This is a genomic window from Vagococcus carniphilus, from assembly GCF_014397115.1.
Lineage (GTDB): Bacteria > Bacillota > Bacilli > Lactobacillales > Vagococcaceae > Vagococcus > Vagococcus carniphilus.
Map to the genome: position 1 here is coordinate 2,247,414 of NZ_CP060720.1, position 26,683 is coordinate 2,274,096.

The window sequence follows — 26,683 nt, forward strand, 5'->3', positions numbered from 1 at the left end:
TTAATTTGGTAGTCTACGATATAGCTTATGTCCAACTGCGCGAAGAACATGATCTGTATGATGATAAACTGGAACTCCTAACCTAGGAGCGACACCTAAGACGGTGTTTGTTCAATCGGAACAAGTACCTGTCAATACTACTTCGGCGCCTTCTTTTTTCATCTTCATGACTTTTTCGGCTTGACCCGGGCAAACACCCGGTTTCGAACATCTATATCGTCCATTAACCTCTACCATTCGTTTACACATTTCACTAGCAACAACTTCAGCACCCATATTGTTAGCAATTTCTGTTAGGCGTTCTTCGGAACCACCACATTCACAGATTAATATACCAACTTTACGGCTTTCTTGTGGGAATGGCATTGCTACCAATACACCACCAGTTGTTTTAGTTACTGGGCTGGATTCTTCTCCACTACGCCCAGTCATTGGTCCACCAAGAACAATCTCACCATGAGGTTCAATATAGCCTCCTGCTTCATCAATTAAAATTTTTACAGGTAAACCGATAGGAACATTGAAAAAGACATGCGATTCATCTTTCACTCGACCGGAAACTGTCAAGTCTTTATCAATAAATGGTTTACGATCTTCTATTGCTTCAACAATATGTTTAATTGTTTCGCTATTAGAAACCACTGTATTTACCTCAATTGGTAATTGGCCTGGTTCTAAAACAATACCTAGAAGTTCACGAATAATCATTCGTTCATCTCCAGCAGGATATATGTCAGGTAATCTAAAGACTTCAATCATCGGTTCGTCTTTAGTTGCTTTTAACAACTCGATAACAGCTTGACGATTTTTATCTTTTATCGCAATGTAACTTTTCGGTGCTTTCGTGATTTCCATCACATATTTAACGCCGCGAATTAATTGATCAGAGTATTCTCTAATTTGTTTAATGTTATGGCTAAGTAAAGCCTCACACTCAACCGCGTTAGCAATAAAGCAGCCCTCAGGTATCTCAACGTTTAACTTAACATGTGTTGGAAAACCTGCGCCACCTGCTCCGACAATCCCTGCAGCTTCAATCAAAGCCAAGTTAGATGCTTCATCTTTCAACTTAACATAATCTACTTCTTGTTCTTCATTAGGAATAATAGCAATAGTTTCTTTTGTTACTTCTGAAATTTCACCAGAAATACTTGCGTGAATATTAGCTCCTAAACCATTTGGCTTAGCAATTAATTCACCTCTTTTAACAGCATCTCCTTTTTTCACTAACGCTTCACATGGAGCTCCTACGTGTTGTTTTAATGGGATATAAAATACGGTCATTTTTTTTCACCTCCTGTTTTTGTGATGTTATGAGCATTTGAAGGTTAACAAATCTCGTGAACATAATAACATATCAGAAAAAAATATGAAACCCCTTTTCCATTAATTATGTTACATTTCTTTTTAACGAGACTTTTAAGAGCTATCAACAACACTCTATATTCCTTAAGTTACTTAAATGGTTTTAATGATAAAATTCACAAATTAAATAAAATAACGAAAAATAATTTTAAAAAAATTTGATCACTTTTCACAATTTAATAATGTGTCCGCTTTCACGAAAACACTGAGAAAGTCACTAACTTTTTTTCAACATTTTTGCTGCTCCAATTGCTCCAGTATATTGAGCTAATGGATGGGTCCTTAATTGACGACCTGTGAAATCTTCTAGGATTTCTTTCATGGCAACACTGCTCGATAATCCTCCTGAGAAGAAAACTAATTCATCTTGTTTTGGCGAAATTTTTAGATACTGACCATGAATTCTATGGCAAATAGAGTGAAGAACCCCTAGAGCTATATCTTCTCTAGCTTCTCCTTTAGCCGTTAAACTAATTACTTCTGTTTCAGCAAAAACTGTACACATACTATTAATTTTTATAGGTTCTGCATCTTTAACAAAGTCATCTAAATGATCTATGTCTTCTCCTAAAATTCTCATCAAAACTTCAACAAATCGGCCTGTTCCTGCCGCACATTTGTCATTCATATTAAACTCTTCAACTTGACCAAAACTGTCCAACTTGATTGTTTTACTATCTTGACCACCAATATCGATAATACTTGTAATATCTGGATTTAAAAATTTAGCACCCTTAGCATGACATGTTATCTCTGTGATACATTTATCAGCATCAACCAGTTTTCTACCATACCCAGTTGTCACAAGTTTTGTCTCTTCATCAAAGCCTAAAGTTTCCAAAATATCAGACATCGCTTTTTTAGGATTACCTGCTGTTAAAACTAGGGCTTGATTGATGATAACATCATCTTCCATAAGCACCCCTTTTGTGGTCGTCGAACCAGAATCAAGACCTATAACACGCATGTTTTAACCTCCCATCATTTCGATAAACGCTTCAACTCTTGTGTTGATCTGTTCAACGTCAGCATTTGAATAATCTGTTTCTAAGTAAAGATAAGGAACTTCTTTTTCATTTTGGCAGAACTCTTTAATTTTTAATGATTCAACTGAGAATGGTGTACAGAATTGTAAGACCATATCTAACACGCCATCCACTTGATATTCATCAATCATTCTATCTAACATATCGATACGAGGTTGATTATTAGAAACACACGCACAACCAATATCTAAATATTTTTCGGCTAAAGCATCATAAACATCTGGATTATTTTCATCTACTAGTCGTTCAATTGGTTTTGCTACTGTACAGTTTTCATAAGCAACAATTTCTCCACCATTTTCTTCAATTGCACGAATTACTTTTTCTGTAACCCCTCCAATTGGTGAACCTGTAATTAAAATACGAGGTTTATTACTTTTTACTTTTGGTGTTTCTTCATATTCTTTTAAAATACTTTCTGTCATATCATTTAGATCTTGAATTAATTTTGGCTTATCAAAACTATAGTTAGCTCCATACATCACTTTAAAAATTTCAGACCCCTTAATTGGTAACGGATTCAATTTTCCTAATCCATAAAAATCTTTTCTTGCTTGTCTTTCTTTGTTTTTAAGAACAATTGCTTCACGGATTGCTTCTTCTGTGACTTCTACACCAAAATAATCTTCTAATTTTTCTTTAAAACGAATCATTTCTGCTTTCCAAAGTCCAGAGGCTTCTGGTGAATTTCTCATATTTGGTAAATGCATCAAATATAAATCTTTAAAATCAGTCATATATTCATACATTTTTTTCTTACCATCACAAGTTGATTCTCCAACAATTAAATCTGAAAAATAGAAATAAGGACATTTGTCTGTCTTTCCAAAACCAAAACTAGATTTAATTAACGGACAAAGATTTCTTGGTAAAACTTCTTCAGCATCTGGGATAGTTTCATCTGATGTTGAACACAAACTAATTTGTAGCGCACCTGCTGCCATTGTTAATTCCTCAGGCATGAATGTACAATACACACCAACAATCGGTTTTCCTTCATCTTTTAATTTTTTAACAGCTAAAAACCCTTGCTGTCTCGCTTCTGCAAAATCATTAAACATCGTTGGTAATTCAGTTCTCAACTCCATAATAAAAGCCTCACTTTCATTTTGTGTCTGTTTTCACAATAAGCTTAGTGGTTTTCTATTTTTATTTCAATCTCTTTTCAAATTTATTCTATTTAACCTACTTTTTGAATAATGAACTTTTAATGAACATAAGTAAAAAAAGTGTAAACAAAAAGACAAAATACCGGTCGAAAGTATTTTGCCTTTTTGCCTAATAATATTAAAAATAACACACTGTTTTTTTACCTATTTTTTATTAACCTTCAGGAGCTTTTAATAAGCTCTTGCCCAGTGCATCATATATTTAGCGTCTTTTCCATTCCATAAATCTTTAACGCCTGTTAAATCTGCATCTATATACTCAAAGCTTAAACAACGAGATGAAGCGCCTGTTTCTTCTTTGATTTGATCCTCTACTTCAGTGTCGCCTGACCAAGGTGCAATAACGAATCCACCGTCTTTAACAAGTTCTGCAAATTCTTCTTTTGAATGTGCAACTCTTGTTTTAGCACTTTGACGTTCACGCGCTTTATTTAACATGTCATCGTGAATTTGGTTTAATAAGTTATCAATGTTGTCTGTTAGATTTTCATCTAAAGCCATTGTTATTTTTTCCAAAGTATCACGACGAACAACGACTACTTCACCAGCTTCGATGTCTTTAGGCCCAATTTCAATTCTAACTGGGTAACCTTTCATTTCAGCTTCACTGAATTTCCATCCTGGTTGTTTGTCAGTTGCATCAACCATTACAGTCACTTTTTCTTTTAATTGATCACGTAAGTCATACGCTTTATCAAGAACGCCTTCTTTATGTTGAGCAATTGGAATAATTGCTACTTGAGTTGGAGCGATTCTTGGAGGTAAAACTAAACCACGGTCATCACTATGAACCATAATTAAACCACCAATTGCTCTTGTTGTAATTGCCCAAGAAGTTGTATTAACAAACTGTTCTTGACCATTTTTATCAGCATAAGTAATTTCAAATGCTTTACCAAAGTTATCACCTAAATGGTGAGAAGTTGTAATTTGTAATGCTTTTCCGTCATACATTAATGTTTCATTTGTATAAGTTTTATCTGCTCCAGCGAATTTTTCGCTTTCAGATTTCACACCAGAAACAACTGGAATAGCTAAGACGTTCTCACAAACATCTACATACATATCTAAAATCATTAAAGCTTCTTTATCAGCATCTTCATAATCAACATGACAAGTATGTCCTTCATGCCAGAAGAATTCTGTTGTTCTTAAGAATGGGCGTGTTGTTTTTTCCCAACGCATAACACTTACCCATTGATTATATAAAACAGGTAAATCTCTATGAGAGTGAATAATCTTTTTAAAATGCTCACAGAACATTACTTCAGATGTTGGTCTAACAGCTAGTCTTTCTTGTAATGGAGAATCTCCACCAGCTGTTACCCAAGCAACTTCTGGGGCAAAACCTTCTACGTGTTCTGCTTCTTTTAATAATAAATGTTCAGGAATTAACATTGGCATAAGTACGTTTTGATGTCCTGTTGCCTTAAGGTGAGTATCAACAATATTTTGGATACCTTCCCACAAAGCTGTACCTAACGGACGAACAACCATACATCCTTTAACACTTGAGTAATCACATAATTCAGCTTTCAAACAAACGTCTGTATACCACTTAGCGAAGTCTACGTCACGACTTGTTATCTGCTTAACGAAACCTTCTTTTTTTGCCATCTTAATTCCTCCTAAATTTAAATAAAAAAAATCTACTTTGAATGCAAGGACCATTGACTGGCGGTACCACCTTGCTTCAAAGTAGAGTTACTTTACGACTTAATGGGATTGATAAAGGTGTCCAACCTATTGTTAATTTGGTAGGTTCAAGGGCTAACTATTAGAATCTTTTCAGCTACCGATTCTTCTCTTTTATAGTAAGTTTTCCTTTACTAGTCCATCATTTATATTTAATTTATTATCAAATCTCTTTTGGCGGGAAAGTGTGGGAATCGAACCCACCCAAGAAGCTCCTAACTCCTCATACTGGTTTTGAAGACCAGAGGGAACACCAGAACCCATCCATTCCCAAATAAAATTAACTTGATAACAATGTATCACTAAAATTTTTCCTTGTCAAACCCATAAATTGAATTTTTATAAATTATTTGTCTTTTTGTTTCTTCTAATCAGATGTTTTTGTGAAAAATAAATAACACTTTTTTATTCTTCATCGTCAAATGAATGATAGTTTTGAATATATTTTTCTCTAAATTCCTTCGGTGTTAGACCATTAAGTTTACGAAACATTTTGAAGAAATAAGTCGGGTTATTATAACCAATATCATACCCTACCTCATTGATTGGTTTGTCCGTATTAAGTAACGCATATTGTGCTTTTTTTATTCGTACTTGGTTTAAATATTGAGAAAAACTTCGCTCAGTTTCTTTCTTAAACAGCTGACCTAAATAAACTGAATTAACATGTAATTCTTCAGCTACTGTTTTCAATGATAAATCTTTTGAATAGTCTTTTGAAATAATAGTAACGGCTGATTTCACAAGTTCTGAATAACGTTTTGAAACGTCTGGATTGTCACAAATGATATCTAAAATATGATCTAACCATTGTTTTAACTCCTGCATACTCTCGCTTGAATGTATTTTATTTAATGTTTTATCATAGATTTCTTTATCAAGGGAAGGATATTGTCTGTAAATATCTGTAAATAACAAAAAAGTGACATGACGAACATTTTCAGGTGTGTATCTAAATTCTGTCATTTGTTGATAAATATGTTGTAATTCTTCCTTGATTGTTGGCATATCTCCAATCATTAAAGCTTTATTGAATGACAAAAAGTGAAGTTTTGCTTCTTCTTCATCTGTTTGAGTCAAATTAACAATCATTTGTGACGCTTCTTTTGCACCATAAAACTCTTGAAATAAAAGTAATTTTCTAGCTTTTTCAAAGCTTTCATACACATTTTCCCAATCAGAAACACTTTCTCCTAAAATAATTTTAAATGTTGCCCCTTGCAATTGAGACTCTATTCCTTTAACAAATTGATTCAGTTCTGAGCGAACTCCTTGAAAAATAATAACAGTTTGATTAGATGATAAAATATCATACTGGATAACAAAGGGCTGATTATTCTGTAATGCATAATCTTCTAGATCAATAGAGTCATCAGCTTGATTAACAATGATAACTGAATAAGAGGAGGCTATCGTTAAGTTGAGCTCTGCTAAAAAAGTTAAAAATTCATCTTCATTAATTTCATCATTTAACCATTTTTGAACCATCGTTTCATAATACATTTCTTTGTGTGATAAAAAGCGCTCTTTTTGTAGTAACTCCTTTTTAATTTGTTTCACTTTTTCCTCTAACTCTTTTTTATCAACTGGTTTTACTAAGTAACCTTTAACACCTAACTCCATTCCTTGTTTAACATACTCAAATTCTTGATAACCAGATAATATTAAAATTGGCATCTCAGGTGATATCTCTCTTACTTTTTTGACTAAATCAATTCCAGACATTTTTGGCATTGTTACATCTGTTATAAGTAAATCTATCGTCTCTTCCTTTAGATAGTCTAATGCTTCTTGAGCTCTCTTGGCTGTTTTAACAACTTCAAAACCTAGCACTTTCCATGGAATAATTTGTTTCAATCCTTCTAAAATCATATACTCATCATCAACAAGCATCACTTTATACATTTTTCTACCACCTTTATTGCTCAATTTTTATGACAATTGAAACACCTTTATTTTCTTCAGAAGTAACTCTCATCTCTGTTGACTCACCAAAGAAACCTTTTATTCTTTGATACACATTAGAAATGCCAATTGAATTTTGTAAAACAACATTTTTCTCATTCAATTTATCATTAACTTCTATCAATCGTTCTTGTGTCATACCTAAACCATTATCTGTTATTTGTATTTCTACCTCTGTCCCCATTTGACGTGCTTTCACACTAATAGCATTATCTTGTCTTTCATAATCAATCCCATGAACAAAGTAATTCTCGATTAATGGTTGGATAATAAATTTAGGAATAATAAATTTATCTAAACCATCATCTACAACAAAATGATAAGCAATACTATCAGGGTATCTCATTTGATAGAGATAAACATACTTCTCACAAAAATCTAGTTCCTCTTTTAGAGTCGTTGTCTTTTCTTGGGTAATATTATTTCTTAGAAGAGCAGAGAACGCATAAACCACATCTGCAAGCTCATTTTGCTGATTACTTAAAGCGTACATCCTAATATATTCTAAGGTGTTATATAAGAAGTGTGGATTGATTTGTGACTGCAAAGCCCTCATATGAGCATCTCTTTGTTTTATTTCAAGATAATAAATATCTTCAATATATTTATTTAAATTAACCACCATCTGGTTAATTGCATCCGCTAAATCCTTTAGCTCTAATTGCATTGTACTTGTGTCTACTTGAGCTTTTAAATTTACCTGACTAACTTGATTAGTCGCTTGAACAATCTGCTCCATTTGGCTAGAATAGCGTTTAAACACCTTATTAAGAATAACTAGAAGTAAAATAATAACTGAAAAGCCAATAACAAATATCGGAATAATCTGCATAAAAGAATTCCATCTTACTTGTTTTTTCTCAAGGAGCGTTACCATAGATAAATCTTTGACTGAAATCAGTTTAACAAAATATTGCTTATCTAGATCCTCCTCGCTTATCCAAGAATTTTCCTTCATGCTTTTTTTTAATTGATTTAAATCTTTTTCTGGAATTCCTTTTTCATGACCATAAATCAACTTATCATGAGAATCAAAAATAAACGTATTAATCTCTTTTTTATTTTCTCCATGGCTATTATAAAAAGATGTCAGACTATCTTCAGTAAAACTAACATAAATAGCGCCACTAATTTGAAAAGAGCTTGGATCTCTGATTGATCTAACAAAAGTCAATTCTTTTGTCGGTTTAACAAAAGATTTTGTCTGTTTTTTTCCTATTACACGAGACTGATCACCGTGAATATAATAATCATAATCATCAAATACAATATCAATTGACTTAACATCTGTATAATTTGAAAAAATTGTCCGCATAACATCTTGAAAAAAAGTACCTGTTCCGCCCTCATGCCACTCATCAATGACTGTTTCAAAATACTCTTGTTGATCCATCAAAAGATAATTTCGCATATTTTTATAGTGAGTAGGTGTAATAGCTACCTCTCCTAAAATATTCGAAACAACATTGCTGTCTTTATTTCTCAAACTTGTTGCTAATTCTGCTGATACATTTTCAATCGAACTTTTCGCTTCCTTAAAGTTTGAGTTAACCATAAATAAACTTAATCCTAGCATGATTATTAAAACAATCATTACTAAAATTAAGCTATAGAGCATCATTAACTGATTAATCAAAAACCCTCGATTGAAAAAATTAGACCATTTCTTCTTCATTAAATCCCAACTTTTCATGAATAACATCTCGAATTTGTTTTGTTGCTATCGTACTCCACATAATTAATAAACTAAATGTAGCAAATACAAATAGTCCCTTCATTTGCCAAGTGACAAATCCTATTGTTAACACCCCAAAAAGTAATTTCCAGAAGGTGCCAAAACCAAAGAAAACACTAATTGCTGATAGTTTTAAAATTTCTAAAAAAGGCATCTCATACGTTGATTCATAAGTAACTAAATACTGATAAGCAACGTAGATAAATAGCATAGCAGACATTAAAACAAAATCGATGATTAACCATATTATACCAACTAATTGCACAGATAAATATAAATTATAAGCGAGTAATAAAAACAGACCTGTAAATAATAAAAACTGAACATTACTTCTTACCCAATGCTTCTTCCATAATTCAAATGCTTTTTTAAAAGTAACCTCTTTATAATCAAACTCTGATAATTGAAATAAATCACTTACCATCTGAATGGATGGACCTATACCTAAACAATAGCCTCCCATAAGGCTGAACAAATGAAAAAATAAATTCAATTTAATCACTAACCAACTGACTTTAAAAGCTCTTTCTATTCCCGTACCGAGCATTTCTTTACATTTCTTTCTTTCATTTATTCTCCATTTATTATAAATTAAATGGATTGTTTTTTTAATAAAAAAGGTTGAAACTTAAGAAAGTCTCAACCTTTTCATCGTGGTAAAGATTGCAATTCTTCTTAGACTATTTTAAAAATTCATCTAATTGAGTTTGCATTTCTTCTCTTACTTTATCCCAACCAGCTTTTTCTAAATCATTAATTAACTTAGGAACATTTTTTTCTGGGTCAACAGAACCTGTGTTCAAGCTGTCTTTATAACGACTCATAACGTTTGAGATATTTGTTATTTCTGTTTTCACTTTATCTGTTTTGAAGTTAAAACCTAATGTTGGTGAAGTAATTGATTCTTCAATTTTCTTGTCACGTTCTTTAACTAAATCATCTGATAAAGTATCTTGCGTATAAAGAATCATGTTATTACCTGTGTTCCAAGCTGCCATATGTGTATTAGGTTTGTAACCATCTAACAATTTAATTTTATCTTCGCCAGCTTTTTCCCATGCTTTTCCTTCAACTCCCCAAACTAAACCATTTAATAATTCAGGGTCGCTATTTAGAAGACCTAGAAGCTCAACAGATTTTTCTTTGTTTTTTGAAACATTTGCTACAACAAAGTTAGCCATTTGCGCTTGAGCAGTTGTTCTATAAGGTTTTGTAATGGCTTTAGAAACAATTTCTTGTCCCGCTGCATTTGTTAAAACAGTATCACCATAATCCATAGGTCCTTGTGTTTCTTCACGCATGAACCAAGTATTTCCTTCTAATGGGAAACCAGTTGTGTTAGTCGCTGCATCAACTGGAATAATACCAGCTTCATGCCACTTACGATATAGTTTTAAGTTATCCATCATTGCTTTGTCATCATATTGATTGATGATTTTAGGATTCTTATTATCATCCAACTTGATAGCAAAAGGTAAATCTTTTCCTAATGGATAGTCATAATCACCAGAAATATTAAAGTTTTGACCAATAGCAAATGCTGCTATTTTAGGTTCTTTTTCATGGAACTCAGTTAAAACTTTTTCCGCATCTGCATAAGACTCAATATCATCAATATTTAAATTATATTTATCAATATATTGTTTATTGAATGTTAACATTTGTTGAGAATAAACATTACCATTTACCGGGAAACCATATAATTTATCATCCACTAAGTTCCCTTTAATATAAGTTTCATCTAATTGATCATACGCTTCTTTTGCGTATTTAGGTGCTAAGTCAGTTAAATCTGCATAAGCTCCTTTTTGAGCATTAGCTACATAGTTAGAAGCAAACGAAATATCATAATTTTCGCCTGAAGCGATAATTGTACTCATTTTTTGGTTCCAGTCGCCCCAACCAATGTATTGTAAGTCAAGTTCAGCGTTAATCTTTTCTTTAATTTGCTTATTAGCGATTGTCATTAACTCATCATAGTTATCTGGTTTATCACCAACTTGGTACATTAAAAGTGTTGTTGTACCATCTTTACCGCCTGACTTATCTTTTTTAGCGTCTTTATTAGAGCCACCACATGCTGCTAAACTAACTAATAACAAAGCTGCTCCTGCAACTGTTGCTACTTTTTTAAAACCTTTCACAATCAATTCCCCCTATATATTTTTTTATTCTTTAACGCCACCAATTGTTAATCCACCCACAAAATATTTTTGGAAGAATGGGTAGCTTAAAGCAATTGGTAGTGTTGAAATCACAACAATGGCCATTCTTGCCGATTCACTTGGTAAAGCTGCTAATCCACCGGCAATTTGTGACCCCATACCTGTACTTTTTGCTAAGAAATCCAAATTATTTTGAATTTTCATTAACAAGTATTGCAGCGGAACTAAGTTATCATTTTGAATGTATAATAAGGCGTTAAACCAATCATTCCAATAACCTAATGCTGCGAATAAACTAATCGTTGCAATCCCAGGTACTGCAAGTGGTAAAACAATTTTTATAAAGATTGTCATCTCACTGGCACCATCAATACGAGCTGACTCAATGATACTATCTGGAACTGTCTTCTTGAAAAATGTTCGCATAACTAAAATATTAAACGGCCCTAATGCCATTGGTAAAATTAATGCCCAAATCGTATCTTTTAAATAAAGCATGTTAGTCATAACAATATAGTTAGCTACCATACCTGGTGCAAATAACATTGTTATTAAAGCAAACATCGTAAAGAATTTACGAAATGGAAAATTAGAGCGAGATATAACGTACGCATAAAGTGAAGTCATTGTCGCATTCACAAGTGTCCCAAAAACTGTTACAAAAATAGTCACACCAAATGCTCGAAATATTTTAGAAGACATTTGACCAGCAAAAATATAATCATAAGCTGCAAAAGACCATTCTTGTGGAAAGAAACTATACCCATGCTCAGCAAGAGAGGTTTCACTTGTTAAAGATATAATGATAACAAAAATAAATGGTATTAAACAAGATATCGCAAACAAAGCAATTAAGATATTAAAGAAAAAATCTGCTTTTGGACTAAATGCTCGAACCTCTACTCTAGCTACTTTTTTTCTACTCATTTGTTACCCTCCTACTAGAATAATGATGAATCTGGATCAAGCTTACGAACAACCATATTAGCGCCAATTAAAAGTGCGCTACCTACCACTGATTGATAAAGCCCAGCTGCAGCGGTCATTCCAATATCTCCTGTTGCTGTTAAACCGTTATAGATATAAGTATCTAATACACTAGTTACTTCATATAAAGCATCTGATTTCATTGGCACTGAGAAGAACATACCAAAGTCTGCTTTAAAAATCCCACCAATATTTAAGATTAATAAAATACTCATCATTGGTAATAGCTGAGGAAGTGTTACATTCTTAATTTGTTGCCATTTACTAGCTCCATCTACCATCGCTGCTTCATAATATGTTGGATCAATTCCCATGACAGAAGCATAATAGATAATACTATTGTAACCCAAGCTTTTCCAAACATTTAAAACCACAAAGATTAATGGCCACCACGTTGGATCTTGATACCACTGAATTGGTGTTCCACCATTTTGAGCTAACCATTGATTGATGATTCCTTTGTCTGGGCTTAAAAAAGCATAAACAAAATATGAAATAACAACCCATGATAAGAAATATGGTAGTAATGACATCGTATTATAGACTTTTACCAATCTTTTATTTCTCAACTCACTCATAATAATGGCAAATGCAACTGCAAAGAATAAGTTACAAGCTAGAAAAATAATATTATATAATAATGTATTTCGGGTGATTAACCAAGCATCGTTAGAAGCAAATAAAAATTTAAAGTTATCAAAACCAACCCACGGACTTTGTTTTAAACTAGCAAGAAAGCCGTCTGGTGAAATATGAAAATCTTTAAACGCCACCACGTTTGCTAATACTGGTATATAAAAGAAAAAGATAAACCAGATAAATCCAGGAATAGCCATCAGAATTAATGCTCTAAAACGATAGACGTCTGCCCAAAACCCTCTTTTCTTTTTTTTCACTCTCTTTCCTCCCTTCATTCACACTAAAAGTATAACGCTTACTTTTTATTTTTATAAGAAACAAACTAAAGGTGTTTTATAACAAACTATAGTTTATCTTTCAATTTTTTTGAAAGAGTTTAACCGAAAATAAGCCATTTAGCACTTAAAACCGTAAAAAAAGAGCCTAAACAAATTAATGTTCAAACTCAATTTTTTATTGATTAAAATGGTAAGATGGAATATTTTTAGTATTACAGTGAATACCACCGCCAAATAAATTTAAGGCTAGTGTGTTAATTGGAATGATTTTTTTATCTGGAAAAACTGATTGTAATATTTTCAAAGCTTCTTCATCTTTTTCTTTAATTTTTTCAGGTAAACCTGGTTGATAGTAGCTTTGTGCTAACACAACTTCATTGAGAATCAAGAAATTACAGTAACTAAGCGCTGGTAAAACAGTCAAGTTACCTTCTGGTGCTTTTGTTCCGTCTAGATACTCTCCTGTAAACGGGTAGGCATATTCATACATGATATCACTTGGTGTTAATTCTATATAAATTGGTTCTGGAACAGGCATATTAATAACTTTGAAAGGTTTGCCACTTATTTGTGTTGCTTCTTTTAAAACCTTCCTAGCTTGATCAAAACGCTCTTTATTATAGTAATGTAAAAAAGATTTACTTGCTTCCTCATTCGTCACATGACTCATTAAAATAGTATCTTCTGCCACAAATCGGCAAATTTCATCAATATGACCATTCGCTGACGAAGAACGAAAAGCCTTCATCTCGTTTTTCTCATCTGGAATTGGTCCTAATAAATAGTCCTCATCTTCATACGAACCTTGAGGTAACCAGATAATTTTTTCAACCCCATAAGCTGCTTTAAATAAATCTTCAACTTCTTCTTTTGACAAATCCGGATTTCGTTTATCCACTTCTGTCTCCTCAATCATCATTAAGACACCATTACCATTAAATTCATGGTCCCCACCTTCTGTTACTAAAGGTAAAGATACGCTTGATTCAATCCCGTGTTCTTTTGCTTGAAACGGCGTTAAATCTATCAAAGATTTACTTCTTTCATCCTCTAGGCCAAAATAACCATATCCATCAAACAGATGACTTACATATTTCTTCTCACCATTTTCAAGTACAATATCCATTCCAAAATCTCTTGGATAAATAACTTCTGCGGGATACTCTATACAGACTGAGTTATCTCTATTTAAGTTATTTTTTGCTATTTTCTCTTCAGCTCTTTTTTTAACTTCCTCATCATAACAAATAATAAAAATAGAAACATCCCTTGGTATATGTCGAAGTATCTCTAAAGTGACTAAATCTGTTTCTAGTGTTTCTGTCGCAAATTCCTCAATCGGCCAAGACAACCAAACACTCTCTTGTTGATGGAATTCCGCTCCCATATATCTTTTCATTTTTTATTTCCTTTCTTTAAAAAAAACTCCAACCATCACTTATCTTTCAAGATAAGTTAGATTGGAGTTTACCTTATTCTATAATGATGATTTACCATCCACCAGAAAAGCCTCCGCCACCTGATGAGCCTCCGCCAAATGAAGAACCTCCGCCTCCACCTGATGAACCGCCACCACTATGGTAACTTGACCAAATCATCGACTGCATGTAATAAGAACCTAGTGTCATATTAGTTAAGTCATCCAAAGCTTTTTGCTTTTGATCACTTGCTATTTCTTTACGTTTCTTCTCTGCAAATCGATATGACTTAGCTAATTCTTGTGTATTAATAGTAATCTCTTGAAGAAGATTTGGATTGGATAAATCTTTACTTCTTAAGAAATAGTAGACCATTAGTGCTACTTGAAGGTCGTTGTTAACCCTACTTAAGCGTACACCTTTCTCACTTAAAAATTGTTCACACATCTTTTCAATAAAACGTTTATTATCTTTTGAAATTTTTAAAGCTCTTTGATGTTTCTCTGTTGTAGCTGCTGTGTAGTCACTGATTACGCCAATGTAGTTTCCTTCTAAGTAAGGGTTACTCATCACTGGATAAGCAAACTCTTTACTCTCAGGAATTAATTCTGCTTTAAGTGAATTTAAATATTTACTTTCTAAGTAAACTGAGACATCATAAGGCGCTTCTTTTTTAGCTTTTCTCCAATACTGGATAATTCCATCTACTAAGATATATTGAGCTATCCACTCAATCATTTCATTTCGATCTGAGAATAGCATTTCTTTTTTATTATTAGTTAAACGATTCAACTGTTTTGCTAGATATTCAGGAAGTTCAACTTTTTTTATACCTTTACCTAGCCCTGTTATTTGGTTGGCTTTATCAATATAAATATAGCCCTTCAAATCAGCTCCTAAGTAGTCTTTAGTTAGTATTTTTCGGATTCTAGCAATTCTTAAACGATACCACATAATAGCAAGAAGTCCTATTGCGACAACACCTAAGAAAGCAAACATAACACTAATAGCTATTTTTTTATCTCTTGCTTTTTCTTCTTCTATTAATCGTTTAGCTGCTTCAACGTCCCCGTATTTTTCGTTAACTAAGTTTTGAACATTTCTTGAAATAAACATAACCGCTTGGCCATATTTTTCATCTTTCAAAAGATCAGTTGCCTCATCTGGCACAACAGAATCCTTCATACTATCTGTTATGACGTCTTCAACTCCGTAACCTGTTTCCAAGCGATATTTTCTATCCTCAACAGAGATAACGAATAAAAATCCATTATCTAATTCTTTATTACCAATACCCAAATGTTGGAATTTTTTTTCTGCATAATCTTCAATTGAATCATAACCATCTAAATTGTTTAAAGTAACAACAACATATTGAGGTTTTCCAGGCAAATTAGCAAAGTCATACTCATTCATATTTTTAATAGCTGTCTTATCTTCGTTCGATAAAATATTAGCGTTATCCTCAACAAAAATATTGTCTGATTCAGCAAAAGCACTTGTTGTAAAGCCTATAAGTACCGTAAAGAATACTATCAATAAAAAACCAATAAACCTATTCCTTTTTTGATAACTTAACTGATTCATCTACTCACCTCCATAAGTAGTTGATTCTAGTTACTTACTAAAATCAACTTCAGGTGCTTTTTCAGCGCCTTTTTCAGCTTCAAAGTATTCTTTTTCATCAAAGCCAGTCATACCAGCAATGATTGATTTAGGGAAACGTTTAATTGAAACGTTATATTCTTTAACAGCTTTATTATAACGATCACGTTCAACTGAGATTCTATTTTCAGTTCCTTCTAATTGAGTCATTAATGTTTTTACATTATCATTTGATTTTAGTTCAGGGTAGTTTTCCATAACAACCATTAAACGAGATAAAGCTGTTTCCATTTCTCCTGAAGCTTCTGATGTTTCTTTAACAGTTTTAGCACCTGCCATTTTACTTCTTGCTTCACTAATATCACCAAATACTTCTTTTTCTTGTTTCATACTTCCCTTAACAGAATTTACTAAGTTCGGGATTAAATCATAACGTCGTTGTAATTTTGAATCAACCGTTGCCCATTGACTCTCAACATCTGCCTCTCTTGAAACTAAACTATTATAAGTTGAAAAACCATATATCACAAAAACAGCAACAATAGCACCTATGATTAATCCAATTTTACTTCCTTTTTTCATTTTTTATTCCTCCTTATTATATGACAAAAATAACAAATCATTTACTTATGTGACAATTATAAATCAAAACTATCTTCTTTTCATCCGACCTAAGTCTGATGCCACGTGATTTTCCATTTCGTTTCATACATCTTAACATTATTTAATTTAAAATCGAAATAAAACCCTTGTTTTTTTCTTGCTATGTTAAACTTATATTATAGTAGAAAGATGAAGGGAGTTTTATCATGGTTTTTTATTTAGATAGATATGATACCTTTATTTTTGATTTTGATGGGACAATTGCTGACACGCTTCCCCTTTGTTTTGATAGTTTTAGACAAGTTTTTTTAATGTTTAACAATGAAGAAATGTCTGATGACAATATCGAGAGCTGGTTTGGTCCAAGCGAAATTGGTATTATTGAAAACAACTTAAAAAATAAAGCAGATTCAAAAAGGGCTGTTGATTTATATTATGACTTGTATAAAAAGAATCATTCTTCTTTTGTAAAACCAAAAAAAGAAATTAACTCTTTACTCTTGGCTTTAATCAGTTCTGGAAAAAAGATAGCCGTCGTAACTGGTAAAGGAAGAATTTCTTACGATATTTCTATAAAGGAACTAGAACTAGAAAAATTCATTGACTACAGCATTGCTAGTGAGGATGTTGTTAATCCTAAACCAAATGGTGAAGGTATCATTAAAACGGTTAATCATTTCGATACTTCTTTAGAAAAAGCTATTTATTTTGGCGATTCTAATGCTGATATTCTAGCAGCAAATGATGCTGGTATCGATAGTGTTGGTGTTTCATGGTTTTATCCTAAAACATTTGATGTCTCTCCCACATTTTTATCAGCTTCTCCAATCGATATCATCTAAAAAAAAGATGTTGTCCATCTTATCAATGGACGACATCTTTTTATTTTTGACCATGCACATACAACATTAATTCTTCTTCGGAATAATAATCTTGTTGTCCTGCACTAAATTTGATTAAGTATTTATTCTTTTTACTATCTCTTGTCATAACTAATCCAACAATTGGAAGGTTAGGATCTAGTAACTGAACAATATCTCCAGTTTTAAACTTTTTCACAGTCCGACTCCCCTTAATTCACTAAATTAATAGAGTTCAGTTTAATATATTTCATATCAAAAGACAAGTGTTGATTTAATAATTATCCTATTTTTTTAAGTACAAGCAATAACTTGAGCCAAGAATAGTAAAGATACCTAATACACCAAGAAGTGCAGCTTCATTTTTTGATCCTGTTTTTGGTAGCGAACCATCTTTCTTATTAGCCACTACTTTTTCCTTGCTTTCACTTTGACTAATTGAAGTGGCTATACTAGAGCTTTCTGTTGTACTTGTATTTTCTGTTCCTTCATCTTTAATTACATCTTGAATAATCCCAGCAATTCTACCAAATGGTAACTTTTGTCCTTTGGCTGCTAAGTCTTCTTCAAACTTTTGTAATTTATTTAATTTGGCAATTAACTGTTCATCAGTTAAGTTAACACCTGGAATAAACGTGCTGTTAACTGGATAAAGAGTTTTTAGGTAAACTTGTAACTGCTCTACTTGTGGAATCATCTCAGAATAACTATTAAATGCAGATGGATTAAATGATAATTGTGTTAACGCGTCATTGGCATTAACTGTCTTATCTACAAATAAAGTATTTAACAATCTCGCATAAGCTCCGTAATCCATACCAATAACATCATAATTATAACGCGTAAACAAAGTCATTGTTTGTTCTAATTGTTCATCTGTATACTTATCCAAGTCTTCTTTTGAAATACCATAATTAGTACTTAATAACTCTTGTCTAATTTTTGAAGGAGCCGGTGTTTCATCAACCGGAACTTCCTCACCTTTTTTCTCACCAACTAGTTTTTCAACATTTTTTTCAACTTCAGACACAACTTGTTCTACTTCTTTAGTAGGTTCTTTACTAGTTTCTACTGTACTTGTAGAGCTTGTTGGTACTTCTTCTTGTTCAGATGATACTTGTGTGGCTTCTTTATTTGATGTTGCAACTGTAGCCTCTTCTGCAAGCGTTGCATTAGCATAACCTAAAGTTCCTAAGACAAGCATGCTCATCAATACTATTTTTTTCTTTTTCATAAAACAAACCTCCCGCTTCTTTCAACACAATTTTAGCACTTATGTATTTTTGAAACTAGGTACCTTGTGTTAAATTTTATATTTTCTTAATTTTATACAAAAAAACTTCCATCCTATCGAATTCATCTAAGCAATTCGACTACGAATAGAAGTTTATCTTATCTAGTTAATTTCTTGACCTAAGTTTTCTTTTTTTGCTTTTTCAACAATTTTATTTGCAACATACACATCTAGAACAGCTGATCCTACTGTTTTAAAAATAGTGATTTCTTTGTCATTTTGTCGTCCAGAAATTTGACCTAATGCTAATTGACCTAGCTCACCATTATAATGGTCTTCAGTCACATAGCCTTCTTCTAAAGGTTGAATAAAATCACCGGCTTCTTTTAATACACCATCCATCGTATCAAAAATAACTGTTGATGCCTTCTTAATGATTTCTTTTGGAATCTCACACATTTCAGGTGTATAGGCTCCGACTCCGTTAATATGTGCTCCTTCTTTAACCCATTCAGCTGAAAAAGTTGGGCGTTTTGATGTTGTTACACTCGTAATAACGTCTGCGCCTTCAACACATTCTTTAGCTTCTTTACATGGAATCATTTCAACACCGTATTTGGCTTCCATTTCTTTTGCAAAAGCGGACGCTCTTTCAAAATCAATATCGAAAATACGAACAACTTTTAATGGTCTAGCTGTTAACATCGCCCATAATTGACCCTCAGCTTGTCCACCAGTACCAATCAATGCACCAATTTCTGCATCTTCACGAGCTAAAAGCTCTGTTGCTGCACCTTGAACAGCTCCTGTTCTTAATTGAGTTAAGTAAGTTCCATCTAAAATAGCTGAAACCATTCCTGTTTCTGCGTCTAACGTTACCATTGTCGCTGGAACACTTGGAATATTTTTTTCAATATTTTTAGGATAAACAGATACAATCTTAACGCCTAATGCATCTTTATCAGCTTCAACATAAGCTGGCATATATAAACTTTGGCCTTCTTGTTTAGCTACATTAATATTAGTTCTTAATGGAACACTTGCTTTACCTTCTGAATACAGTCTTAACGATTCGTTACAAGCATCCATTGCATCTCTCATTGTGAAACTATCGATAATATTTTCTTTCGTTAAAAATAACATTTATAAAATCTTCCTTTCTACTCTATGCTTCTTGTCTAACTTGTTTAAATTGCGCGATTAACATTGAATAAGCGCTATATAATAATACAAAAATAACTAACCATTTTAATAAATAAGTATTTAATGATTTAACTAAAAATACTGCTACTAAAACACCTAACACACCAAATGTTGACGTAAAGAATGTGATTTTACGACTATATTGATCTAATTTAATAAATTGAACGCTTCCGATTGGTACTGAGAATGTACAAGCACCCATCATGATTGGGAACGCTGCAATTGGATCCATACCAAGTAGATAAACAGTTACCATTGTTAAAGCATAAGAACCAATTCCAATATTATTTAATGCGCCATAAACAAATAGTAAAAATCCTGCTAATACTAGTTTACCACCGTACAGTTCTGTTGCAACTCCGTTTGATTGAATCCAATTCATTTGTCCAGCGAAAATTAAGAATGCTGCTACAATTAAACCAACACCAACAAAGTTCTTAATTGTTTTTTCAGGTAATTTAACAACAAATTTCGGTCCAATGTAAGCTCCTATGACTTGTGAAATAATACAAACTGCTAATGTTTTAATACCAACTTCTACTGAAGAAATATATGATAATGCCATAGCTGCAACTGGTATAACACATTGTGTATTCAAAGTTCCTGGTAATTTTTTCATGCTTGTCCAATTAAGTTTCGGATACAAAACAGTTCCAATCGCAAAATCAGAAATACCGAAAGTTGATAAGAAAAACATAAAAAATGATGTAAATGGAAGCCATATATTACTTCCTTTTTCCTCTTTAAATTCTTTTTTATTTTTTAATAAATCTTTCACAAATACCAATAAAAAGTACCCATTCACTAAAACGATTAAACTTAACAAAATTGTTTTTACCATTGTTAATCCTCCCTATAAATTAACCTGATTTTCTCAAATTCATTTCCATATTTTTCTTTAAGCTCTTCTGGACTTTCTTTTATTATCTTTAAGGTATAAGCATCATGTTTTACATATTCTTTAGCTAAATTAACCATTGCTTTATTATAAGTCCAAGTAACATCAACGCTGCTATTATCATTTTCGACTGTTCCAAAAATAACTTCTTTTTCATCTGCTACAACATTAACCCATCTCGCACCAAAATCTTGCAATTTTTCTTCTTCAAATCCATGAATATAAAAATTATTAATTGGAATATCATAATGATGCTCATTACTAAATAAAATAAGTACAAAATTCTTAACTGTTTTTTCTGCTTCCTGCAACTTTTTCAACAGATTAGGTGATAAGTCATTTTCCCAAATTTGAATCAGAAGACTTGTTTTTGCATTGTCGATTAAGTGTTCCATTTTATTAGAAACGCTTTCATAGTTCTCCAATTTCCATAATAATTCTTCTTCTTCTTGTTCTTTGATTTTTCCTAATTGAGATTCTAGAGTGTTTAAATCATTTTTCACATTTTTTTCTAAACGTTCTAAAAACTCATCTGATGAAATGGCATTATATAGTTTAGGTTCTGATTTATTGACGACAACCAAATTCTTTTTAATTAACTTTTCTAAAACGTTATACACTTTCGATCTAGCAACGCCGGATTGTTTACTGACCTCATAACCAGTCATAACTCCTTTTTCTAAAAGCGTTGTATAAACAAGTGTTTCCATTTCAGAAAAATCATATTTTTTCATTATTTGTATAATCGTATCCATTTTTTTATCTCCTAAATTTTAGTAGCTACTATGGTAACTACTATATACGATAACTTTTCTTTTTTCAACACTTTGTGTTTATTTTTACAATATATTTCCCTTTATTATCAACAACAACTAACATAAAAACTTAAGATAGTGAATTGAAAAACTTTAAAAAAGATTAACTTTCTGCTGTTCTTATTTAATCTTTGAATTTTTTTCACATAGTTTTGCTTTAAAAAAATATATCATTAATGGTACTATTAATTTATTAAGACAAATGTCAAACAATTCTTCAGTAAACAACTTAATTTAGTCTAATACTTGAGACATTCGTCATTTAAATAAAAGCGCATTCATAATAAACTAATATTATTGGAGGAACAAAAAATGGAAGAGTTACTATGGATTATTGAATCGAACAAAACAATTAATTATATGTTAAAACATTGCCCTTATAATATTTTATCCAAGATGGAATTACTTCATGTGAAAGGTAAGAAGTTTTACTTATCTCAAGGGAGCACCTACCTTTCTGTTTACATTATTGTCAGTGGAAAACTAAAAATATTTGTTTCGGAAGAAAATGGTAGACAAATTTTATTAGATATCTACGAAGAAGGAAATTTAATTGGAGAACAAGAAGCTTTTCTTAATACTTCTTATAGTGCTTCTGTTGAGAGTTTAACTGATTGTTTACTCATTAAAATACCAAATAATTACTTTTTAGAATGGATTAATCTAGATAAGCATTTCAATCAACAATTAATTCAATCATTATGTGAACAGATGTATGAGTTGACAAATAGAGCAGCAAAATATAGCCTCTCGTCAGTTAAAGAACAAGTTATTACGACTATCATAGATCTTGAAGAAACACATGAAATAATAGATAAAAAACTTGTTGTTGAATCTGTTTCTGCTACACCTAGAAGTGTTTATCGAATTCTAAATGAATTAGAACGACTCTCACTTATTCGAGTCAATCCAAAGTCAATCTCTATCATCAAGAAAGAAAAATTATTAATTGAAAGGAAGAAAGTTTAATGGAAACTCAAGCGCATATTCAACTATCACCTTTAGAAAATGTCAAAAAAGCCATCATTGTAGGTGATCCTAAACGTGTTGATACAATCAAACATTTTTTAACAGATACAAAAGATTTAATGTTTAATCGAGAATACAAGTCTATTCTTGGTACCTTTGAAGGAGAAAATATTCTTGTTATATCAACTGGTATTGGAGCTCCTTCAACAGCCATTGCGATTGAAGAACTATACAATATTGGCATTAGAACAATCATTAGAGTCGGAAGTTGCGGTGCTATGCAGCAAAATATTCCTTTAGGTGAACTAGTTATTTCTACAGGAGTTGTCAGAGACGAAGGTTTAACGAAAAAGTATGTGCCAGAAGATTACCCCGGTATCCCTGATCCAAGTCTTGTTCATCAAGCTAAACAACTATCACCTGACTCTCACTTTGGTATTACCCGTTCTCATGATGGTTTTTACATGCCATCTAACACTGAAACAGAAGCACTTTGGTCTAATTTTGGTATTCTTGGTGGTGATATGGAAACTAGTACTTTATATGTATTAGGTACTTTAAAAGGTATCAAAACCTTATCCATTTTGAATAACGTTGTTTTATATGAGGCTGATTTAAATGAGGGCGTTAATAATCTGGTTAATGAGGCTGAAGTTGTAGCAAATGGCGAAGAAGCATCTATCAAACTAGCTTTAACTCTTTTAAAAGGAGAATCAAACTAATGACAACTGAAAAAAAATCTTGGCTTTACCAACAACTATTTACTGGTTGGAAGAAATTTGAGATAACTTATATTATTGCTTTATTAGCTTTACAAGTAATTGCCTATTTAGTCGCTCCTGATTCAATTATCGGAATGATTAGTGGATTATCAGGAGTTATTTGCTTGGTTTATGGAATGAAGGGCCGTAAAATAACCTTTATCTTTGGTTTTATTCAAACCATTGCTATGACTTATATTGCTTGGAAGACTCATGCTTACGGCTCATTTGCTATGAACATCGTTTATGTTATTTCTCAACCAATCGGCTGGTTTTTATGGGGAAATGATGAAGCTGTTAATAGCTTTAGCGCAAGCGTTAAAAAGAAACTATTTATTGGGGCCTTCTTTGCTTGGTTAATCGGCTGGGGAATACTTGCTAATGTTGGTGGTCAACTTCCTTACTTTGATAGTATTAACTTAGTTATCTCTCTAATTGCCCAAACTCTTTATATTTTTAAATACAAAGAAAATTGGTCTTTATGGATATTTGTTAACATTGCTAATTTAATTTACTGGTCATTATTAACTTACCGTGTCTTTACTGGTGCAGTTGATATTGGAACTCTTGGTGGTTGTTTGTCCCAAGTCGCCCTTCAAGCTGCTCTTTTATTTAATAGTATTTACGCAAATAAAGTATGGAATGATTACGAAAGTTCAACTGAAAATGCCTAAAAAAATTGTGACAGAAGAATTTCTCTTTTGTCACAATTTTTTAATTTATTCATCTAATAATCTTTTTTGCCCCTCAAGAGACTTAATCCTTGTAATATCTTGAGTTACTTCTAGACATCCTAAGTAGTTATCTTCTTCATCTCTCAACGCAAAATATCTGATATAAACATTTCTAGGTCCTAAATCAATCCAAAATTCTGCTTCTTGGCTTTCACCTGATTTGAAATCTCTCAATATTTTTTCAACCATATGCATACTTTTTGGAGGATGACAATTAACCACTTCTCGGCCAATAACCGAAGTCGTTCTAGGAAATACTCTGTTAGGTCCTTCCGAATAGAAACGAACTTTATCGTTTGCATCAACAATCGTTAAATCAACTGGCAATACTTCAAACATCGCTTTTAATTCTTTCACACTTAAATTTCCAGTTGGAAGTTTAATACTGCCATCTTCAACTGTCTTTTCTTCCTTTTCCATAGAAACCTTTTGGCTCTCACTAAATTTGATTGATTCCTTAATAGCATTTTGTCTCTTTTCTTCCATTGCTTCACTTGCCATTTTAGCTGATTCACTTGCTTTATAAGCAATAGGTTCAGGAATAAAAGCAAAACCGATGTCATAACTATTTTTAGCAATCTCTTCCCAATCTTCTAAGCTAAATACTTCTAAAATCATTGGAATCATAATTTCTTCTTCTTTAAAAATCATCTCTTCAATATCATCTATCATTGTTAGTAACGGTTCTCTTAATTGATTAATGATGAATTTAGGGGATGAAAACTCGCTGATTAATGTTTTAATTTGATCACGAATATCATCATCCACTCCCCACATAACTTGAGGTGGTGCTGTGATACCGTATTTCTCCATGTAAGAGAAAATCAACATTTCTTTACGAGTATAATGCTTATCAATTTGATATAAGTCTTTCAAAGTTGAAACTAATTTATCTTGTAACTCTAATTGACCTGTTACTATTTTTTCAAATGTAGGCAACAACTCGTCTCTTAGCAACGAACGAATAACAATATTTTCGAGCTTCAATGTATGAATTGGATGACCTGGTGTTTCATGCTCATAATTGGAATGGTGAATATCTTTAATGGAGCCTTTAAAAACAGCTGCATGAACCGTACATAATTTTTGAATTTCTTGAGGATCTAATCCTCCAGCAATCAATTCTCTTTCCGCAGAAGTAATTTCACTCACATCTACATCTTTAAAAGAATCATCAAACATTTGTTTTGCCGTCTCAAACTGACCGCCTTCATGAAGTAAAGTCAGAATTTCAATTAACTTTTTTTGTCGATCAATCGCTCTGTTTTCTGTCATTTTTAATCCTCCTCAAATATAAATCCTGCTTGTTCAAAAGTCATAACAACTTTTTCCCAAGGAATTTTTTTCATTTTAGCTCCCTTTTCCAAGGTCATTTTTTTCCCAGCTGTCTTTAAAACTAATGGATTAGTTACACCATCTAGTCCAAGTTGAACAAATATATCTTTCAATTCCGGATAGGCTTGAATTAAATCAAATACAGATTGATTCTTTTTTAAAACGTTCATCATTTCCTCCTGTTGATAATCATTCTCAATCTCTTAAATCATAGCATTTTTAAACAAAAACCTCAATGTGTTATGCTTCACAAATAAGTAAAAAAAAGAAACTGACTTGAACTCGCCAGCTTCTTTTTTTATGTTTATAGCATTACTGTAACTGTTGCTGCAACAATAATTAAAACTAAACCTATGATTGTCATTGTCATTTCTTTTTTGGTTCTCTTTTGTCCTAAGAACCAAATACCAGTTAATGTTGCTAAAATAACTGAAGTTTGAGAAAGAATGAATCCTGTTGCTAAACCATTCATGTCTGGTTGTGCTGATATTAAGTAAGTTAAAGCAGCAAATGCAAAGAAGAATCCAGAGAAGATATGTTTATATGAAACAACTTCTACAAAGGCTGATTTTTCTTTATTTTTAACTGTTAAAAAGATACTGTAAACAACAGCTACAAGTAACATACCAATTGCTTGTGGTAAGAAAGCTTCTTGACCAGTTAAGTTTGTTGCTTGTGGAGCTGCAGAGTAACCCCAATAACCAATTTCACCAATTGCTAACATAGTTACTGCTTTTTTAAGAACACTTGAATTTTCAGCAGATTTTTCTTCTGACCATACAGTTAAGCTTGCGCCAACAATAATCAAGATTAAAGCTAATCCACCTAAAACTTTTGCTGTAACACCAGGCCAGTTACCTAAAGCAATAACTCCCCAAAGTGAAGCTCCTAATAATTGAAAAGCAGTTGTAACTGGCATTGCTTTTGAAGAACCAATTAAACCAAAACAATAAAATGTGATGATTTGAGCAGATGCCCAACCAATACCTGATAAAATACCTAATAATAAATCAGAACCACTAGCTAAACTAATTCCTTGAGACATTGAAAAGACAATGGCAAAAATTAATGTTCCTAACGTTGAACCTAAAATTTGATTAACTGGTTTTCCACCAATTTTAGAAGCGATTGTTGGGTATAATCCCCAACCAAGTAATGGACCTAAACCAATTAGTAATGCTGTTGTATTCATTTTTATTCCTCC

At 32.3% G+C, this 26,683-nt stretch carries 25 protein-coding genes and 1 tRNA gene; 4 read left to right on the forward strand and 22 right to left on the reverse strand.

The genetic code is table 11. The annotated features are described in order from the left end of the window. The 14 genes from prdC to H9L18_RS11055 all read right to left on the reverse strand — a co-directional run bounded on the left by prdC (window position 1) and on the right by H9L18_RS11055 (window position 16,649). Window positions 1-1,284 (reverse strand): proline reductase-associated electron transfer protein PrdC, encoded by a 1,284-nt coding sequence (gene prdC, locus H9L18_RS10990; protein ID WP_185847425.1) that lies wholly within the window; start codon window positions 1,282-1,284, stop codon window positions 1-3. A gap of 298 nt (window positions 1,285-1,582) precedes the next feature. After that, window positions 1,583-2,332, reverse strand: coding sequence for an acyl-CoA dehydratase activase (locus H9L18_RS10995; RefSeq protein WP_126792310.1), 750 nt, complete (start codon window positions 2,330-2,332; stop codon window positions 1,583-1,585). 3 nt (window positions 2,333-2,335) lie between these two features. Beyond that, on the reverse strand, window positions 2,336-3,499 hold the full coding sequence (locus H9L18_RS11000) for a double-cubane-cluster-containing anaerobic reductase (protein ID WP_126792308.1): 1,164 nt from the start codon (window positions 3,497-3,499) through the stop codon (window positions 2,336-2,338). Between the two features lie 252 nt (window positions 3,500-3,751). Next, a complete protein-coding gene (gene proS, locus H9L18_RS11005) occupies window positions 3,752-5,197 on the reverse strand; it encodes a proline--tRNA ligase (protein ID WP_126792306.1) in 1,446 nt (481 codons plus the stop codon). A gap of 253 nt (window positions 5,198-5,450) precedes the next feature. Next, window positions 5,451-5,547, reverse strand: a tRNA-Sec gene (locus H9L18_RS11010). A gap of 133 nt (window positions 5,548-5,680) precedes the next feature. After that, window positions 5,681-7,180 carry a response regulator transcription factor gene (locus tag H9L18_RS11015; protein WP_126792302.1) on the reverse strand — a complete coding sequence of 500 codons (1,500 nt, stop codon included), beginning with the start codon at window positions 7,178-7,180 and terminating at the stop codon, window positions 5,681-5,683. 13 nt (window positions 7,181-7,193) lie between these two features. After that, window positions 7,194-8,933, reverse strand: a complete 1,740-nt coding sequence (locus tag H9L18_RS11020; protein WP_187559340.1) for a sensor histidine kinase — start codon at window positions 8,931-8,933, stop codon at window positions 7,194-7,196. Beyond that, entirely contained in the window at window positions 8,896-9,522 is a 627-nt protein-coding gene (locus tag H9L18_RS11025) for a YesL family protein (protein WP_126792297.1), read from the reverse strand. The genes H9L18_RS11020 and H9L18_RS11025 overlap by 38 nt, the downstream gene beginning before the upstream one ends. Before the next feature lie 133 nt (window positions 9,523-9,655). Then, window positions 9,656-11,119, reverse strand: a complete 1,464-nt coding sequence (locus tag H9L18_RS11030) for an ABC transporter substrate-binding protein (RefSeq protein ID WP_185847423.1) — start codon at window positions 11,117-11,119, stop codon at window positions 9,656-9,658. A 24-nt stretch (window positions 11,120-11,143) separates the two neighbouring features. Further along, the gene (locus tag H9L18_RS11035; RefSeq protein ID WP_126792295.1) at window positions 11,144-12,067 is read right to left on the reverse strand and encodes a carbohydrate ABC transporter permease; all 924 of its coding nucleotides are present in this window, start codon (window positions 12,065-12,067) and stop codon (window positions 11,144-11,146) included. Between the two features lie 14 nt (window positions 12,068-12,081). Beyond that, window positions 12,082-13,041, reverse strand: coding sequence for an ABC transporter permease (locus H9L18_RS11040; RefSeq protein WP_126792293.1), 960 nt, complete (start codon window positions 13,039-13,041; stop codon window positions 12,082-12,084). 178 nt (window positions 13,042-13,219) lie between these two features. Next, complete coding sequence (locus H9L18_RS11045) at window positions 13,220-14,443, reverse strand: agmatine deiminase family protein (RefSeq protein ID WP_126792291.1); 1,224 nt, start codon at window positions 14,441-14,443, stop codon at window positions 13,220-13,222. A 91-nt stretch (window positions 14,444-14,534) separates the two neighbouring features. Continuing rightward, window positions 14,535-16,049 (reverse strand): TPM domain-containing protein, encoded by a 1,515-nt coding sequence (locus H9L18_RS11050; protein ID WP_126792289.1) that lies wholly within the window; start codon window positions 16,047-16,049, stop codon window positions 14,535-14,537. Between the two features lie 30 nt (window positions 16,050-16,079). Continuing rightward, window positions 16,080-16,649, reverse strand: a complete 570-nt coding sequence (locus tag H9L18_RS11055; protein ID WP_126792287.1) for a LemA family protein — start codon at window positions 16,647-16,649, stop codon at window positions 16,080-16,082. Window positions 16,650-16,876: 227 nt separating this feature from the next. On the opposite strand from H9L18_RS11055, the gene H9L18_RS11060 reads away from it, so the two are divergent. Next, the gene (locus tag H9L18_RS11060; protein WP_126792285.1) at window positions 16,877-17,512 is read left to right on the forward strand and encodes an HAD family hydrolase; all 636 of its coding nucleotides are present in this window, start codon (window positions 16,877-16,879) and stop codon (window positions 17,510-17,512) included. A gap of 40 nt (window positions 17,513-17,552) precedes the next feature. Here H9L18_RS11060 and H9L18_RS11065 read toward each other — a convergent pair whose 3' ends face one another. From H9L18_RS11065 to H9L18_RS11085, 5 genes are all read right to left on the reverse strand, one after another. Next, window positions 17,553-17,729, reverse strand: coding sequence for a hypothetical protein (locus H9L18_RS11065; protein WP_185847422.1), 177 nt, complete (start codon window positions 17,727-17,729; stop codon window positions 17,553-17,555). An 87-nt stretch (window positions 17,730-17,816) separates the two neighbouring features. Further along, window positions 17,817-18,764 (reverse strand): hypothetical protein, encoded by a 948-nt coding sequence (locus H9L18_RS11070; RefSeq protein ID WP_126792283.1) that lies wholly within the window; start codon window positions 18,762-18,764, stop codon window positions 17,817-17,819. A 162-nt stretch (window positions 18,765-18,926) separates the two neighbouring features. Then, entirely contained in the window at window positions 18,927-19,907 is a 981-nt protein-coding gene (locus tag H9L18_RS11075) for an ornithine cyclodeaminase family protein (protein ID WP_126792281.1), read from the reverse strand. Window positions 19,908-19,929: 22 nt separating this feature from the next. Next, the gene (locus tag H9L18_RS11080) at window positions 19,930-20,808 is read right to left on the reverse strand and encodes a sulfite exporter TauE/SafE family protein (RefSeq protein WP_126792279.1); all 879 of its coding nucleotides are present in this window, start codon (window positions 20,806-20,808) and stop codon (window positions 19,930-19,932) included. Window positions 20,809-20,810: 2 nt separating this feature from the next. Beyond that, the gene (locus tag H9L18_RS11085) at window positions 20,811-21,620 is read right to left on the reverse strand and encodes a TrmB family transcriptional regulator (protein WP_126792277.1); all 810 of its coding nucleotides are present in this window, start codon (window positions 21,618-21,620) and stop codon (window positions 20,811-20,813) included. Between the two features lie 372 nt (window positions 21,621-21,992). Here H9L18_RS11085 and H9L18_RS11090 point away from each other — a divergent pair, with 372 nt between their 5' ends. From H9L18_RS11090 to pnuC, 3 genes are read left to right on the forward strand one after another with little or no spacing between them, the layout of a single operon-like run. Beyond that, complete coding sequence (locus H9L18_RS11090) at window positions 21,993-22,649, forward strand: Crp/Fnr family transcriptional regulator (RefSeq protein WP_126792275.1); 657 nt, start codon at window positions 21,993-21,995, stop codon at window positions 22,647-22,649. After that, window positions 22,649-23,371 carry a nucleoside phosphorylase gene (locus H9L18_RS11095; RefSeq protein WP_126792273.1) on the forward strand — a complete coding sequence of 241 codons (723 nt, stop codon included), beginning with the start codon at window positions 22,649-22,651 and terminating at the stop codon, window positions 23,369-23,371. The genes H9L18_RS11090 and H9L18_RS11095 overlap by 1 nt, the downstream gene beginning before the upstream one ends. Beyond that, on the forward strand, window positions 23,371-24,084 hold the full coding sequence (pnuC, locus tag H9L18_RS11100; protein WP_126792271.1) for a nicotinamide riboside transporter PnuC: 714 nt from the start codon (window positions 23,371-23,373) through the stop codon (window positions 24,082-24,084). Before H9L18_RS11095 ends, pnuC begins: the two co-directional genes overlap by 1 nt. Before the next feature lie 45 nt (window positions 24,085-24,129). On the opposite strand, the gene H9L18_RS11105 is transcribed toward pnuC, so the two are convergent. The 3 genes from H9L18_RS11105 to rbsU all read right to left on the reverse strand — a co-directional run bounded on the left by H9L18_RS11105 (window position 24,130) and on the right by rbsU (window position 26,671). Then, window positions 24,130-25,419 (reverse strand): DUF438 domain-containing protein, encoded by a 1,290-nt coding sequence (locus tag H9L18_RS11105; RefSeq protein WP_126792269.1) that lies wholly within the window; start codon window positions 25,417-25,419, stop codon window positions 24,130-24,132. A 2-nt stretch (window positions 25,420-25,421) separates the two neighbouring features. After that, window positions 25,422-25,649 carry a DUF1858 domain-containing protein gene (locus H9L18_RS11110; protein ID WP_246433278.1) on the reverse strand — a complete coding sequence of 76 codons (228 nt, stop codon included), beginning with the start codon at window positions 25,647-25,649 and terminating at the stop codon, window positions 25,422-25,424. Between the two features lie 134 nt (window positions 25,650-25,783). Continuing rightward, window positions 25,784-26,671, reverse strand: a complete 888-nt coding sequence (rbsU, locus tag H9L18_RS11115) for a ribose/proton symporter RbsU (RefSeq protein ID WP_126792265.1) — start codon at window positions 26,669-26,671, stop codon at window positions 25,784-25,786. Between the last annotated feature and the right edge of the window lie 12 nt (window positions 26,672-26,683).

What these genes read in the sequence shown, in the direction of transcription:
- H9L18_RS10995 (WP_126792310.1), bottom strand. Translation starts at nt 2,332, where the DNA reads ATGCGTGTTATAGGTCTTGATTCTGGTTCGACGACCACAAAAGGGGTG.
- H9L18_RS11055 (WP_126792287.1), bottom strand. Translation starts at nt 16,649, where the DNA reads ATGAAAAAAGGAAGTAAAATTGGATTAATCATAGGTGCTATTGTTGCT.
- H9L18_RS11035 (WP_126792295.1), bottom strand. Translation starts at nt 12,067, where the DNA reads ATGAGTAGAAAAAAAGTAGCTAGAGTAGAGGTTCGAGCATTTAGTCCA.
- H9L18_RS11050 (WP_126792289.1), bottom strand. Translation starts at nt 16,049, where the DNA reads ATGAATCAGTTAAGTTATCAAAAAAGGAATAGGTTTATTGGTTTTTTA.
- H9L18_RS11025 (WP_126792297.1), bottom strand. Translation starts at nt 9,522, where the DNA reads ATGCTCGGTACGGGAATAGAAAGAGCTTTTAAAGTCAGTTGGTTAGTG.
- H9L18_RS11075 (WP_126792281.1), bottom strand. Translation starts at nt 19,907, where the DNA reads ATGTTATTTTTAACGAAAGAAAATATTATCGATAGTTTCACAATGAGA.
- H9L18_RS11080 (WP_126792279.1), bottom strand. Translation starts at nt 20,808, where the DNA reads ATGGTAAAAACAATTTTGTTAAGTTTAATCGTTTTAGTGAATGGGTAC.
- H9L18_RS11045 (WP_126792291.1), bottom strand. Translation starts at nt 14,443, where the DNA reads ATGAAAAGATATATGGGAGCGGAATTCCATCAACAAGAGAGTGTTTGG.
- pnuC (WP_126792271.1), top strand. Translation starts at nt 23,371, where the DNA reads ATGACAACTGAAAAAAAATCTTGGCTTTACCAACAACTATTTACTGGT.
- H9L18_RS11105 (WP_126792269.1), bottom strand. Translation starts at nt 25,419, where the DNA reads ATGACAGAAAACAGAGCGATTGATCGACAAAAAAAGTTAATTGAAATT.
- H9L18_RS11090 (WP_126792275.1), top strand. Translation starts at nt 21,993, where the DNA reads ATGGAAGAGTTACTATGGATTATTGAATCGAACAAAACAATTAATTAT.
- H9L18_RS11060 (WP_126792285.1), top strand. Translation starts at nt 16,877, where the DNA reads ATGGTTTTTTATTTAGATAGATATGATACCTTTATTTTTGATTTTGAT.
- H9L18_RS11085 (WP_126792277.1), bottom strand. Translation starts at nt 21,620, where the DNA reads ATGGATACGATTATACAAATAATGAAAAAATATGATTTTTCTGAAATG.
- H9L18_RS11070 (WP_126792283.1), bottom strand. Translation starts at nt 18,764, where the DNA reads ATGAAAAAGAAAAAAATAGTATTGATGAGCATGCTTGTCTTAGGAACT.
- H9L18_RS11015 (WP_126792302.1), bottom strand. Translation starts at nt 7,180, where the DNA reads ATGTATAAAGTGATGCTTGTTGATGATGAGTATATGATTTTAGAAGGA.
- H9L18_RS11040 (WP_126792293.1), bottom strand. Translation starts at nt 13,041, where the DNA reads ATGAAGGGAGGAAAGAGAGTGAAAAAAAAGAAAAGAGGGTTTTGGGCA.
- proS (WP_126792306.1), bottom strand. Translation starts at nt 5,197, where the DNA reads ATGGCAAAAAAAGAAGGTTTCGTTAAGCAGATAACAAGTCGTGACGTA.
- H9L18_RS11000 (WP_126792308.1), bottom strand. Translation starts at nt 3,499, where the DNA reads ATGGAGTTGAGAACTGAATTACCAACGATGTTTAATGATTTTGCAGAA.
- H9L18_RS11110 (WP_246433278.1), bottom strand. Translation starts at nt 25,649, where the DNA reads ATGAACGTTTTAAAAAAGAATCAATCTGTATTTGATTTAATTCAAGCC.
- H9L18_RS11020 (WP_187559340.1), bottom strand. Translation starts at nt 8,933, where the DNA reads ATGAAAAGTTGGGATTTAATGAAGAAGAAATGGTCTAATTTTTTCAAT.
- rbsU (WP_126792265.1), bottom strand. Translation starts at nt 26,671, where the DNA reads ATGAATACAACAGCATTACTAATTGGTTTAGGTCCATTACTTGGTTGG.
- H9L18_RS11095 (WP_126792273.1), top strand. Translation starts at nt 22,649, where the DNA reads ATGGAAACTCAAGCGCATATTCAACTATCACCTTTAGAAAATGTCAAA.